Source organism: Micromonospora violae (genome assembly GCF_004217135.1).
In the GTDB taxonomy this organism is placed as follows: Bacteria; Actinomycetota; Actinomycetes; order Mycobacteriales; family Micromonosporaceae; genus Micromonospora; species Micromonospora violae.
In genome coordinates this window covers 1,019,876-1,033,778 of record NZ_SHKK01000001.1, presented here as the reverse complement: position 1 = coordinate 1,033,778, position 13,903 = coordinate 1,019,876, and the positions used below count along the sequence as shown (strand labels likewise).

Here is a 13,903-nt window from a genome sequence, read left to right as displayed (position 1 = left end):
GGGCACACATCACGTGGGTGTTCGCTCGTTCAGAGTTGCACAGTGGACGCGTAGCAGCTTAGTAGTCAAGTCCTCGGCCTATTAGTACCGGTCAACTGAACCCGTTACCGGGCTTACATTTCCGGCCTATCAACCCAGTCGTCTAGCTGGGGGCCTTACCCCACCAAGGTGGGTGGGATACCTCATCTTGAAGCAGGCTTCCCGCTTAGATGCTTTCAGCGGTTATCCCTTCCGAACGTAGCTAACCAGCCGTGCCCTTGGCAGGACAACTGGCACACCAGAGGTTCGTCCGTCCCGGTCCTCTCGTACTAGGGACAGCCCTTCTCAAGTATCCTACGCGCACGGCGGATAGGGACCGAACTGTCTCACGACGTTCTAAACCCAGCTCGCGTACCGCTTTAATGGGCGAACAGCCCAACCCTTGGGACCTGCTACAGCCCCAGGATGCGACGAGCCGACATCGAGGTGCCAAACCATCCCGTCGATATGGACTCTTGGGGAAGATCAGCCTGTTATCCCCGGGGTACCTTTTATCCGTTGAGCGACACCGCTTCCACTCGCAAGTGCCGGATCACTAGTCCCGACTTTCGTCCCTGCTCGACCTGTCAGTCTCACAGTCAAGCTCCCTTGTGTACTTGCACTCAACACCTGATTGCCAACCAGGCTGAGGGAACCTTTGGGCGCCTCCGTTACCTTTTAGGAGGCAACCGCCCCAGTTAAACTACCCACCAGACACTGTCCCTGAACCGGATAACGGTCCGAAGTTAGATACCCAAATCAACCAGAGTGGTATTTCAAGATTGCCTCCACCCATACTGGCGTATGGACTTCACCGGCTCCCACCTATCCTACACAAGCTAATTCGAGTACCAATGTCAAGCTATAGTAAAGGTCCCGGGGTCTTTCCGTCCTGCCGCGCGTAACGAGCATCTTTACTCGTACTGCAATTTCGCCGGGCCTGTGGTTGAGACAGTGGGGAAGTCGTTACGCCATTCGTGCAGGTCGGAACTTACCCGACAAGGAATTTCGCTACCTTAGGATGGTTATAGTTACCACCGCCGTTTACTGGCGCTTAAGTTCTCCGCTTCGCCCCGAAGAGCTAACAGGTCCCCTTAACGTTCCAGCACCGGGCAGGCGTCAGTCCATATACATCGAATTACTTCTTCGCATGGACCTGTGTTTTTAGTAAACAGTCGCTTCCCCCTGCTCTCTGCGGCCATACAACGCTCCACCCGCGCGGGGCTTCACGTCTCCGGCCCCCCTTCTCCCTAAGTTACGGGGGCAATTTGCCGAGTTCCTTAACCACAGTTCGCCCGATCGCCTCGGTATTCTCTACCTGACCACCTGTGTCGGTTTGGGGTACGGGCCGCTAAGAACTCGCTAGAGGCTTTTCTCGGCAGCATAGGATCACTGACTTCACCTGAATCGGCTCGGCATCACGTCTCAGCCTTCATGTGGTGCGGATTTGCCTACACCACGGCCTACACGCTTACCCCGGCACAACCACCGGCCGGGCTCAGCTACCTTCCTGCGTCACCCCATCGCTTGACTACTACCCGCCAGGTTCCCACGCTCCCCACCCTCAACCCGAAGGTCTTGGATGGTTTGGGTGGTTAGCACAACGAGGTTCATCAGGGACGCTCTTTCGCGGGTACGGGAATATCAACCCGTTGTCCATCGACTACGCCTCTCGGCCTCGCCTTAGGTCCCGACTCACCCAGGGCGGATTAGCCTGGCCCTGGAACCCTTGGTCATCCGGCGGAAGGGTTTCTCACCCTTCTTTCGCTACTCATGCCTGCATTCTCACTCGTGCCGCGTCCACAACTGGGTCACCCCGCTGCTTCACTCGCGGCACGACGCTCCCCTACCCATCCACACACCTGCACAAGGAATCACGTCCAAGCGAGGATAAAATGTGAATGCCACAGCTTCGGCGGTGTGCTTGAGCCCCGCTACATTGTCGGCGCGGAACCACTTGACCAGTGAGCTATTACGCACTCTTTAAAGGGTGGCTGCTTCTAAGCCAACCTCCTGGTTGTCTATGCGACCCCACATCCTTTTCCACTTAGCACACGCTTAGGGGCCTTAGCTGGTGATCTGGGCTGTTTCCCTCTCGACTACGAAGCTTATCCCCCGCAGTCTCACTGCCGCGCTCTCACTTACCGGCATTCGGAGTTTGGCTGATTTCGGTAAGCTTGTGGGCCCCCTAGACCATCCAGTGCTCTACCTCCGGCAAGAAACACGCGACGCTGCACCTAAATGCATTTCGGGGAGAACCAGCTATCACGGAGTTTGATTGGCCTTTCACCCCTAACCACAGGTCATCCCCCAATTTTTCAACATTGGTGGGTTCGGCCCTCCACGCGGTCTTACCCGCGCTTCAGCCTGCCCATGGCTAGATCACTCCGCTTCGGGTCTAGGACACGCGACTGAATCGCCCTATTCAGACTCGCTTTCGCTACGGCTCCCCCACACGGGTTAACCTCGCCACATGCCACTAACTCGCAGGCTCATTCTTCAAAAGGCACGCCGTCACCCCGCAAGGCTCCGACGGATTGTAGGCGAACGGTTTCAGGTACTATTTCACTCCCCTCCCGGGGTACTTTTCACCATTCCCTCACGGTACTCGTCCGCTATCGGTCACCAGGAAGTATTTAGGCTTACCAGGTGGTCCTGGCAGATTCACGGCAGATTTCAGGGGTCCGCCGCTACTCGGGAACACCCACAGAAGGTCAGCAACTTTCACCTACCGGACTCTCACCGTCTACGGTCAGCCATTCCAGACTGTTCGACTAGCCACTGACTTTGTAACTTCTCGAGTGCATGTCAGTACACTCAGCAGGGTCCCACAACCCCGACCACGCAACCCCTGACAGGTATCACACGCAGCCGGTTTAGCCTCAATCCGCTTTCGCTCGCCACTACTCACGGAATCACTAAATTGTTTTCTCTTCCTACGGGTACTGAGATGTTTCACTTCCCCGCGTTCCCTCCACACACCCTATGTGTTCAGGTGTGGGTGACACCACATGACTGGTGCCAGGTTTCCCCATTCGGACACCCTGGGATCACAGCTTGGTTGACAGCTCCCCCAGGCCTATCGCGGCCTCCCACGTCCTTCATCGGCTCCTGGTGCCAAGGCATCCACCGTTCGCCCTTGACAACTTGACCACAAAGATGCTCGCGTCCACTGTGCAATTCTCAACAAACGACCAACCCACAACCCCAACAGCCCCACACCAAAACCCGGCCCTCTCAGACCAGCGGTATGTGGAGCCAGGCCATGCCTGGCAACCTCACGAACCCACAGGCTCGCTACGGCTCCGAAAGAAACAACCACTGGTTGTTCTTTCAGGACCCAACAGGGTGCTTACATTCTTTCTCAGCCGCACCAGAACCGATCCGTTCCCACCACCCCAAGGGGCGGCTGTACTAAGCGATCCCGGCCGTTGCCGAGGAAAAACTTGCCAGTGTCTCCGCCATCTGAGCACCCCACCACCACATTCGGGCAGCGCGGGCTCCTTACCGACTTTCGTCGGAAGGTGCTCCTTAGAAAGGAGGTGATCCAGCCGCACCTTCCGGTACGGCTACCTTGTTACGACTTCGTCCCAATCGCCAGCCCCACCTTCGACGGCTCCCTCCACAAGGGTTGGGCCACCGGCTTCGGGTGTTGCCGACTTTCGTGACGTGACGGGCGGTGTGTACAAGGCCCGGGAACGTATTCACCGCAGCGTTGCTGATCTGCGATTACTAGCGACTCCGACTTCACGGGGTCGAGTTGCAGACCCCGATCCGAACTGAGACCGGCTTTTTGGGATTCGCTCCACCTCACGGTATCGCAGCCCATTGTACCGGCCATTGTAGCATGCGTGAAGCCCTGGACATAAGGGGCATGATGACTTGACGTCATCCCCACCTTCCTCCGAGTTGACCCCGGCAGTCTTCGATGAGTCCCCGCCATAACGCGCTGGCAACATCGAACGAGGGTTGCGCTCGTTGCGGGACTTAACCCAACATCTCACGACACGAGCTGACGACAGCCATGCACCACCTGTGACCGCCCCCGAAGGACCCCCCATCTCTGGAGGTTTTGCGGCCATGTCAAACCCAGGTAAGGTTCTTCGCGTTGCATCGAATTAATCCGCATGCTCCGCCGCTTGTGCGGGCCCCCGTCAATTCCTTTGAGTTTTAGCCTTGCGGCCGTACTCCCCAGGCGGGGCGCTTAATGCGTTAGCTGCGGCACAGGGAACCGGAGAGGCCCCCCACACCTAGCGCCCAACGTTTACAGCGTGGACTACCAGGGTATCTAATCCTGTTCGCTCCCCACGCTTTCGCTCCTCAGCGTCAGTATCGGCCCAGAGACCCGCCTTCGCCACCGGTGTTCCTCCTGATATCTGCGCATTTCACCGCTACACCAGGAATTCCAGTCTCCCCTACCGAACTCTAGCCTGCCCGTATCGACCGCAGGCTTGGGGTTGAGCCCCAAGTTTTCACGGTCGACGCGACAAGCCGCCTACGAGCTCTTTACGCCCAATAAATCCGGACAACGCTCGCACCCTACGTCTTACCGCGGCTGCTGGCACGTAGTTGGCCGGTGCTTCTTCTGCAGGTACCGTCACTCTCGCTTCGTCCCTGCTGAAAGAGGTTTACAACCCGAAGGCCGTCATCCCTCACGCGGCGTCGCTGCATCAGGCTTCCGCCCATTGTGCAATATTCCCCACTGCTGCCTCCCGTAGGAGTCTGGGCCGTGTCTCAGTCCCAGTGTGGCCGGTCGCCCTCTCAGGCCGGCTACCCGTCGTCGCCTTGGTAGGCCATCACCCCACCAACAAGCTGATAGGCCGCGAGCCCATCCCAAGCCGAAAAACTTTCCACCACCAGCCATGCGACCAGCAGTAATATTCGGTATTAGCCCCCGTTTCCGAGGGTTATCCCAAAGCTTGGGGCAGGTTGCTCACGTGTTACTCACCCGTTCGCCGCTCGAGTACCCCGAAGGGCCTTTCCGCTCGACTTGCATGTGTTAAGCACGCCGCCAGCGTTCGTCCTGAGCCAGGATCAAACTCTCCAACAAAAAATTGGAAAACAATCCTGACAACAAACAAATTGTTGCCAAAGGAATCCCAACCAGCCAAACCGAAGCCTGACCAGTCCGGGGTATAAATCATAATTGGCACTGGCTTTACAAGCACCCTGTTGAGTTCTCAAAGAACAACCACACACCGATCAAAGCACCACACACAGCGGCACCCATCCCGGGGCTTTTCCGAACCGCGCCCCCGGCGCTTTCAGCGCCAGGCACTTTTACTACGTTACCCGCTCGTTTCCGCCGTGTCAAACCGGTATTTCGCGGTTCGCCATGCTTCACCCGATTAATGCGGGCACCATGTCTCGACCGGCTTGCGCCGCAGTCGTCATGGGTTCCAGCAGGCCGGCCGTCGCGATTTCCCGCGACCCGCCCGGTGCCCTGCCGGCTCGTAACCATACCCGGTCGGTTTCGCCGCGCCAAATCCGCCTCGCGGCGTTTCTGGTGGCACCTCCCGGTTGGGGCTCCGGTGGGCATGCCCACCCGACCCCCAGGCCGTTGGGCCGGCGCTCCGGCCGTTTCAGGCTTTCGCCTGTTTCGTCCGTTCCGCGCTGGCAGAGAGAAAGTTACGCGTCCGGCGGGATGATCGTCAAATCCGCCGGACGCGTCGCCCGTCACACCGTCGACAGACGGCTATTCGCCCAGCTCAACGCCCGCGAACGACCGCTTGCCCCGACGTAGCACCAGGTATCGCCCATGCAGCAGATCGGCCGGCGACACCTTGGCGTCCACCTCGGTCACCCGGTTGTTGTTGACGTAGGCGCCACCCTCGGCGATGACTCGCCGGGCCTCCTTGAGGCCGTTCACCAGCCCGGAGTCCCGCAGCAGACCTGCCACATCCGGCAATTCGCCGGTGAGGCGTACGAGGCCGGCCTCGGTCAGGGCCGCGCGCAGGGTCTCCGGTGCCAACTCGTCCAGTGAACCGCGACCGAAGAGCGCCTGGCTGGCGGCGATCGCCTGTCGGGTCTCGTCGGCGCCGTGCACGAGGGTGGTCAACTCCTCGGCGAGCGCCCGCTGCGCCAACCGGGCCGCCGGCCGTTCGGCGGTCGCCTTCGCCAGCTCCTCCAACTCGTCGCGGGTGCGGAAGCTGAAGTACCGCAGGTAGCGGTCCACCTCGCCGTCCTCGACGTTGAGCCAGAACTGGTAGAACGCGTACGGGCTGGTCATCGTGGGGTCGAGCCAGACCGCGCCGCCCTCGGTCTTGCCGAACTTCGTGCCGTCGGACTTGGTGACCAGCGGCGTGGTGAACGCCTGCACCGGCCCGGCCCCCCGTCGGCGGACGTAGTCGACGCCGGCGGTGATGTTGCCCCACTGGTCGGAACCGCCGAACTGGAGCTGACAGCCGTGGCGGCGGTGCAGCTCGAAGAAGTCGTTCGACTGCAACAGCTGGTAGCTGAACTCGGTGAAGCTGATGCCGGTCTCCAAGCGGGCCCGCACCACCTCCCGCGCCAGCATCTTGTTCACCGGGAAGTGCTTGCCCACGTCGCGCAGGAACTCGACCACCGACATCTCGCCGGTCCAGTCCAGGTTGTTGACCAGCTGCGCCGCGTTCTCACCCGTGTACGACACGAAGGGCGCGAGCTGGTCGCGGATCCCCTCGACCCAGCCGGCGATCACCTCAGGTGGGTTGAGCGTGCGCTCGGCGGTCTCCTTCGGGTCGCCGATCTGGCCGGTCGCCCCGCCGACGAGCAGCAACGGGCGGTGGCCGGCGAGTTGCAGCCGGCGGGCCATGGTGACCTGCATGAGGTGGCCGACGTGCAGGCTCGGCGCGGTCGGGTCGAAGCCCACGTAATAGGTGGCGGCGCTCCCGCCGTCGAGCAGCTCGCGCAGCTCATCGAGGCCGGTCGAGTCCTGGATGAGGCCACGCCAGAGCAGGTCATCGGTCAGGGAGGCCCGCCCGGTGGGCGGGAGGCTGCTGTCGGTCACGGTCACCGATTCTCCCCCATCGCCCACGTCGACCCGTACCGGGTTTCGTCCAACCCGCCACGGTTAGGCTTGCGCCCTGTTGATCGAGGAGGAGTTCTCCGTGGAGATGCCGGACGTGACGGGTGGGCTCGTCGCCCTGCTCGGTCTGAAGTTCGAGGAGGCGAGCGCCGATCGGGTGGTCGTCAGTTGGCAGGTCCGGCCGGAGCTGCACCAGCCGTACGGCATCCAGCACGGCGGCGTGTACTGCGCGGCCGTGGAGACCGCCGCCAGCATCGGCGGCGCGCTGTGGCTGGCCGACCGGGGCAGGGTCGTGGGGGTGTCGAACCAGACCGACTTCCTGCGGGCCGTCCGCGAGGGCGAGTTGCGGGCGGTGGGCACTCCTGTGCACCGGGGCCGTAGCCAGCAGCTCTGGCAGGTGGAGATCACCGACGCCGACGAGCGGTTGGTCGCCCGTGGGCAGGTCCGTCTGCAGAACCTCGCCAACGACTGAGCGCCCCGGCCCTCAGCTGCGCGCCTCGTCCAGCACCGGCTCGGCGTCGGTGGCAGCGTCGGTGTCGGTGTCAGCCTCGTCGGGCACGCGGCTCAGGCGTACCTCGGTGATGGCCCGGTGGTCGATGCCGGCCACGACCAGCACCCAGCCGTCCAGCGTGACGTCCTCGCCGGCGACGGTGGGGATGTGCCCGAGCCGGGCCAGCACCAGCCCGGCGACGGTGGTGTAGTCGCCCGCCGGGCGCGACGGCAGCTCCACGCCGACGTCGGGGAGGTCGTGCACCGGGAAGGTGCCCGGCAGCAGCAGCGCGCCGTCCGGGTCGCGGCGCACCGAATAGCCGTCCCGGTCGGTCTCGTCGTAGATCTCGCCGACGATCTCCTCCAGGATGTCCTCCAGCGTCACGATGCCGTCGACGGCGCCGCGCTCGTCCACGACGAGCGCGATGTGCTGACGCTCGGCCTTGAACTGACGCAGCGCGTCCACGACCGGTAGCGAGTCGGGCAGCAGCATCGGCGGTCGGGCGATCTCGTCCACCGGGCGGTCGTCGGGCACGCCCACCAGGTCACGAAGGTGGATCACTCCGGCCGTGTCGTCCAGGCCCCCGTGGCGCACCACCGGCGCACGGGAGTGCCCGGTGGCGGCCAGCACGAGCCGCGCGGCCTCCGCGGTGGTCCCGCTGTCGAGCGTGAAGACCTGCAAGCGGGGTACGAGGACAGCCCGCAACCGCCGGTCGGCGATCTCCACGGCACCCGCGATGATGGTGCGCTGCTCCTTGGTGAAGCCGTGGTTACCGGCGACGATGTCGCGCAGCTCGTCCGGGCCGATCTCCTCCGGCTCGTGCTTCGGGTTGAGCCCGACCAGGCGCACGACCAGGTCGCTGGTGGCGCCGAGCGCCCAGACGGCCGGGCGGGTGAGGCTGGCGAGCAGGTCGAGCGGGCGGGCCACCAGCAGCGCCCACCGCTCGGCGGCCTGCATGGCGATTCGCTTGGGCGCCAGCTCGCCGAAGACCAGGGTGACGAAGGTCAGCGCGAGGGTGACCGCCACGATCGCCACCGTCTCGGCGGCGCCGCCGAACACCCCGAGCAGCGGCACGAGGGGTTTGGCCAGCGAGACCGCCGCGGCGGCGGAGGCCAGGAAACCGGCGAGGGTGATGCCGATCTGGATGGTGGCCAGGAAGCGGTTCGGGTCCTTGGCGAGTCGGGCCAGCACCCGCCCGCCTCGACTGGTGCGTTCCAACCGTTGGATCTGGCTGTCCCGCAGTGACACCAGCGCCATCTCGCTGCCGGCGAAGAGCGCGTTGATCACGACCAGGATTCCGACCAGGGCCAGTTGGCTCCCGTAGCTCTGCACGCCCGGTTCGCTCCCTCTCCGGTGGTGACGCCGGTCGGTCCGCGCGGCGCCCGCCGGTCGGTGAACCGCCCGGCGTAGGCGTTGTCTGTGCCCCGTCCGGCCCTGGCCGAATCCTGCCCGGGTGACGCAAACGCCGAGTGGGCGTCGAGGTTGGCTAGGCCGTGGCGCTGGTCGGTGACGCCGGCAGGTCGAGGACGTACGAGTCGCCCTCGGGGCGGAAGCCGAGCCGGTGGTAGTAGGGGGCGACCATCCGGGGCGGGCTGACCACCCGGTGGAAGCCGCGTTCGGTGAACAGGTGGCTGCGCCGGTAGACGAACTCGCCAGGGGTGAAGTCACGGAACTTCGGGGTCACGTAGTCCAGGTCGATCTGGGCGACGCCGGGTGTCTCGGCGTGCGACAGCACCACCCCCACCACCTCGTCGGCCGTGACCACGAGGAACGCCGAGCACCCGGACGCGTCCGGGTCCCAGCGGAAGCCAGGGTTGAACCGGTTGATGTCGGCGGCGTGCACCCGCAGCGTGTGCGCGAGGAACTGGTCGCCGACGCCGACCTCCACCACCTGGTACGTCTTCTCGTCGTGTCGGGTGGCGAGCATCCCGCGCAGGTACCAGATGTTGATCGCCGCGAGCACGACGTTGAGCCCGACCCCGGGCCAGACCTCGATCGCGGCGTTGTAGCCGATCAGCACGAAGCAGCCGATGAGGTTGAGCGCGCGCAGCCGCAGGATGCGCGACTGCAGCAGCGACCAGACCAGCACCGCGGAGCCGGCCCAGCCGACGAGATCCAACCAGTTCACTCCGCGAGACTAGTGCCCGCCCAGGTCAGAGGCATCGGCGGGCAGCTCCAGCAGCCACTCCTCGACGTCTTCGCCGCGACCGTTGGCGTACCCCGAGTCGTCGCCGACCACCACGAAGCCGCACTTGCGCAGCACCGCGAGGGAGGCGGCGTTGTCCTTGGCGGCGCGGGCGTGCACCGGCCGGGGCAGCTCGCGCAGCAGGGCGGTCAGGGCCGCCGTGGCGTGACCGCGGCCCCAGCGCGTCGGGTCGATCCAGTAACTGACCTCGGTCTGGTCGCCGACCGGGAAGGCGCTCACGTAGCCGACCACGTCGCCGTCGACCTCGATGGTGCGGACCAGGTTCGCCGGGTTGGTCAGCACCCGGATCCAGTGCTGGGCGAACTCACGGCGGTCGGTCGGGTCCTTGGGGCCGAACGCGGCCATCCGGTTGGCCTCCGGGTCCTGCTGGTGCCGGAAGAACTCGACGAGGTCATCCTCACGGACCGGGCGCAGCCACAGCTCAGAAGTCACCGGACGAGGGTACGCAACCGCGGGCCGCCGCGGCTCGCTGACGGGTCTTTGGTCCCGGGCCCCACAGGTGCAACGCCTCTGTCCGCTGTGATCGGGCAGCGGGATGGTGGGACGCGACGGCGGCCAGTGGCGCGCCGCGCGGGACGGGGAGGTCACTGGTGACAACGATCGGCGGACGAGACGGGATCCTGGTGGACCCCGTTGATGTGGACGTGTCGGTGGGGCTCGACGCGGCCGAGGCAGCCGCCCGTCTGCGCGCCACCGGCCCCAACACTGTCGCTCCGCCACCACGCCAGCCGGTGACCGCACGGATCCTGCACCAGCTCACCGACCCGTTGGTGGCATTGCTGCTCGCCGCGGCGGCCGTCACCGCGGCGCTCGGCGACTACCCGGACACCGCGGTGATCTTCCTGGTCGTCCTGGTGAACACCGTGATTGGCGTGGTGCAGGAGGTACGCGCCGACCGCGCCATCGCCGCGCTGGACCAACTCGCCGCGCCCACCGCACGGGTGGTCCGCGAGGGACGGGAACTGGTGGTGCCCGCCGCCGACCTCGTACGGGGTGACCTGGTCCGGGTCGAGGCGGGCGACGTCGTCCCGGCCGACCTGTCAGTGATCGAGGCGAGCCGGCTGCACCTGGACGAGTCCGCACTGACCGGCGAGTCGGTGACGGTCGCACGTACCGCCGGTGAGGAGGCGTTGGCCGGGACGGTCGTCACCATCGGCCGGGCGACCGGCACCGTGGTGCGCACGGGAGCCGCGAGCGCTCTCGGTCGGATCAGCGCCCTGGTCGCGGGCACCCGGCCGACCAGCACTCCGCTGCAACGCCGACTCTCCGCCCTGGGTCGGGTGCTCGGGCTGGTCGCGGTGGCCCTGTCCGGATTGGTCTTCGTCATCGGGGTGGTCGGCGGGCGGCCCGTTGTCGACATGGCGATCACAGCGGTGAGCCTGGTGGTCGCCGCGGTGCCCGAGTCGCTCCCGGCCGTGGTGACGCTGGCCCTGGCACTGGGCGCGCGTCGGATGGCTGCCGCGCACGCCATCCCCCGTCAACTGCACGCGGTCGAGACTCTCGGCTCGGTCACGGTGATCGCTTCCGACAAGACCGGCACCCTCACCGAGGGGCGGATGGCGGTGCAGCAGGCCGTCACGGGCGACGGCACCCGCTTCGGCGTCACCGGCAGCGGGTACGCCCCGACCGGCACCGTGCACCGGGACGGGGAGGCGGTGGCCGTACCGGACGGGCTGCGCCAACTGGCGCGGGCCGGGCTGCTCTGCAACGACGCCGCGCTGTCGCCGCCGGACGACGAGCGACCCGAGTGGGGCGCCGTGGGTGACCCGCTCGAAGCGGCGCTCGTCGCCTTCGCCGCCCGCTGTGGCCTCGACCCGCAGGCCACCCGCACGGCCTGGCCCCGGGTCGCCGATCACCCCTTTGACCAGGCGCAACGCCGGATGGTCACCGTGCACCGCTCCTACGACCAGCGCTACCTGGTGGTCTGCAAGGGCGCCCCGGAGAGTCTCCTCGGCGCACCGCTGCTCGACGCCACCGAGGAGGAGATCGCCGAATTGACGAGCACCGCCCACCGGTTGGCCACCGAAGGGTTGCGGGTGCTCGCCGTCGCCGCCGCCCTGGTGGAGACCGTGCCCGACCCCGCCTCCCCCACCGGGTTGCGGCCGATGGGACTGGTCGCCGTGGGCGACCCGCTGCGCGAGGGCGCCCTGCGGGTCGCGGACAGCTTCGACCTCGCCGGGGTACGGCTGCTGCTGATCACCGGGGACCACCCGGCCACGGCCACCGCGATCGGTGGTCGTCTCGGCCTCTGGCGCGCCGGCGACCCCCTCGCCAACGGCGACGACGACCAGACGCCGCACCCGGACACCCGGATCTTCGCCCGGACCCAGCCGGAGCAGAAGCTCGACATCATCGCCGGTCTGCAGGCCCGCGGCGAGGTGGTGGCGATGACCGGCGACGGGGTCAACGACGCGCCAGCGCTGCGCCGCGCCGACATCGGGGTGGCCATGGGAGGCGGCACCGAGGTCGCTCGGCAGGCCGCCGACCTGGTGCTCGTCGACGACGACCTGAGCACCGTGGCCAACGCGATCGGCGAGGGCCGGCGCATCTACGACAACATCCGCAGGTTCCTGCGGTACGCCCTCTCCGGTGGGGTGGCGGAGATCCTGGTGATGCTGATCGGTCCGCTGTTCGGTCTGCCCGTACCGCTGCTGCCCGCCCAGATCCTCTGGATCAACCTGCTGACCCACGGGGTCCCCGGGGTGGCACTCGGCGCGGAGCCGGCCGAACCCGGGACGCTGCGCCGAGCACCTCGCTCACCGCAGGAATCGGTGCTCGGCGCCGGGCTCGGTCGCGACGTCCTGCTCACCGGCGCGCTGATCGCCGCCGTCGTGCTCGGCGCCGGGGTGTTCGCCGCTTACCGGGACCTGCCCTGGCAGTCGGTGGTCTTCGTGGTGCTCGGGCTCGCCCAACTCGGTGTGGCACTGGCCGTCCGGGCACCCCGGCCGGCGGGCACCCGAAGCGGAAACCCCGGCCTGCTCGTCGCGGTCGCGGTGTCGGCGCTGCTGCAGGTCGGTGGGGTACTACTCGCTCCGCTGCGGGACCTGCTCGGCACCGAACCGCTGGCACCGAGCGTGCTGCTGGCCTGCGCGGCGGTCAGCGTACTGCCGGGGCTGGTGCTGCGGCTGACCCGATCGTCGGCCACCGACGCCGACCGAGGCGATGACGGGACCAACGGCCCCCGCCCCCTTGCCGTCCGCCCCTGACCGTCGGGCCGGCACCCGACGAGGATGAAGACGGACGAACGAAGGAGGACGTGATGACCAGCAGATCCGGTGCCCCCGTGGTGGTGGCCGTGGACGGTTCGACATCCGCACTGGAGGCGGTGCGGGTCGCCGCCCGGGAAGCCGTGACGCGAGCCCGCCCGCTGCGGGTGGTGCACGCGTTCATCTGGCCGCTCTACGACGTGTCGCTCGCGCCGGCACCGGGCGCTCCCCTGCACGCCGGGCTTCGCCAACAGGCCGAGCAGGTGGTCGCCGAGGCCGTGACCGAGGCCGGCAAGGTCACGCCGGACGTCGCCGTCACCGGCGCGGTGGTCGACGGTGCGGCCACGCCGGTGCTCCTGGCCGAGGCCCGGGACGCGGCGCTGCTGGTGCTCGGAAGCCGGGGCCTGGGCGGTTTCGGCGGACTGCTGATGGGTTCGGTCGCGGTGCAGGTCTCCGCCCACGCCGACTGCCCGGTGCTCGTCGTCAAGGGTGAGGCCCGTGCCGACGGGCCGGTCCTGGTCGGGGTGGACGGCTCGCCCCGGTCCGACCAGGCGCTGGGTTTCGCCTTCGACGAGGCCTCGTTGCGGGGCACCGAGCTGCTCGCCGTGCACGCCTGGATCATCCCGGTCCCGCCGAGCGACCTCCTGCCGGTGGCGTACGACGTGGAAGCGCTCGCCGCCGAGGAGGAGCGGATGCTCGCCGAGGCCCTCGCCGGCTGGTGCGAGCGGTACCCGGACGTGCCGGTGCGGCGCCGCGTCACGTACGGCGGGCCGGCGAAGGTCCTCGTCGAGGAGTCGGCCGCCGCGCAGCTCACCGTGGTCGGGGCACGCGGTCGGGGCGCGCTGGCCGGCATGCTGCTCGGCTCGGTGAGCCACGCGGTGCTGCATCACGCACACAGCCCGGTGGTGGTCGTCCGGCGTCGCCGCGAGACTCAGCAGGGCTGACACCCGGTGGCCCGGCGGCGCGCACCAGTGCTC

General features: G+C 66.6%; 7 protein-coding genes and 2 rRNA genes. 3 read left to right on the top strand and 6 right to left on the bottom strand.

From position 1 onward, the window contains the following. Positions 1-61 precede the first annotated feature (61 nt). The 3 genes from EV382_RS04615 to tyrS form a co-directional block, all read right to left on the bottom strand. Positions 62-3,171 (bottom strand): 23S ribosomal RNA (locus EV382_RS04615). 382 nt (positions 3,172-3,553) lie between these two features. Then, positions 3,554-5,068, bottom strand: a 16S ribosomal RNA gene (locus EV382_RS04610). The 16S and 23S rRNA genes sit together here, the layout of an rRNA operon. Before the next feature lie 645 nt (positions 5,069-5,713). Continuing rightward, complete coding sequence (gene tyrS / locus EV382_RS04605; RefSeq protein WP_130408444.1) at positions 5,714-7,006, bottom strand: tyrosine--tRNA ligase; 1,293 nt, start codon at positions 7,004-7,006, stop codon at positions 5,714-5,716. 106 nt (positions 7,007-7,112) lie between these two features. On the opposite strand from tyrS, the gene EV382_RS04600 reads away from it, so the two are divergent. Further along, positions 7,113-7,496 carry a PaaI family thioesterase gene (locus tag EV382_RS04600; protein WP_208758561.1) on the top strand — a complete coding sequence of 128 codons (384 nt, stop codon included), beginning with the start codon at positions 7,113-7,115 and terminating at the stop codon, positions 7,494-7,496. A gap of 12 nt (positions 7,497-7,508) precedes the next feature. On the opposite strand, the gene EV382_RS04595 is transcribed toward EV382_RS04600, so the two are convergent. The 3 genes from EV382_RS04595 to EV382_RS04585 all read right to left on the bottom strand — a co-directional run bounded on the left by EV382_RS04595 (position 7,509) and on the right by EV382_RS04585 (position 10,152). Beyond that, positions 7,509-8,846 carry a hemolysin family protein gene (locus tag EV382_RS04595; RefSeq protein ID WP_130400386.1) on the bottom strand — a complete coding sequence of 446 codons (1,338 nt, stop codon included), beginning with the start codon at positions 8,844-8,846 and terminating at the stop codon, positions 7,509-7,511. A gap of 154 nt (positions 8,847-9,000) precedes the next feature. After that, positions 9,001-9,642, bottom strand: coding sequence for a hypothetical protein (locus EV382_RS04590; protein WP_130400385.1), 642 nt, complete (start codon positions 9,640-9,642; stop codon positions 9,001-9,003). A 9-nt stretch (positions 9,643-9,651) separates the two neighbouring features. Further along, on the bottom strand, positions 9,652-10,152 hold the full coding sequence (locus EV382_RS04585) for a GNAT family N-acetyltransferase (RefSeq protein ID WP_130400384.1): 501 nt from the start codon (positions 10,150-10,152) through the stop codon (positions 9,652-9,654). A gap of 167 nt (positions 10,153-10,319) precedes the next feature. On the opposite strand from EV382_RS04585, the gene EV382_RS04580 reads away from it, so the two are divergent. Further along, a complete protein-coding gene (locus EV382_RS04580; RefSeq protein WP_425271969.1) occupies positions 10,320-12,926 on the top strand; it encodes a cation-translocating P-type ATPase in 2,607 nt (868 codons plus the stop codon). A 53-nt stretch (positions 12,927-12,979) separates the two neighbouring features. Further along, entirely contained in the window at positions 12,980-13,870 is an 891-nt protein-coding gene (locus EV382_RS04575; RefSeq protein ID WP_130400382.1) for a universal stress protein, read from the top strand. Positions 13,871-13,903: the final 33 nt, after the last annotated feature.

Excerpts from the sequence above, each read along its gene's own strand:
- EV382_RS04600 (WP_208758561.1), top strand. The coding sequence starts at position 7,113 with ATGCCGGACGTGACGGGTGGGCTCGTCGCCCTGCTCGGTCTGAAGTTC.
- EV382_RS04575 (WP_130400382.1), top strand. The coding sequence starts at position 12,980 with ATGACCAGCAGATCCGGTGCCCCCGTGGTGGTGGCCGTGGACGGTTCG.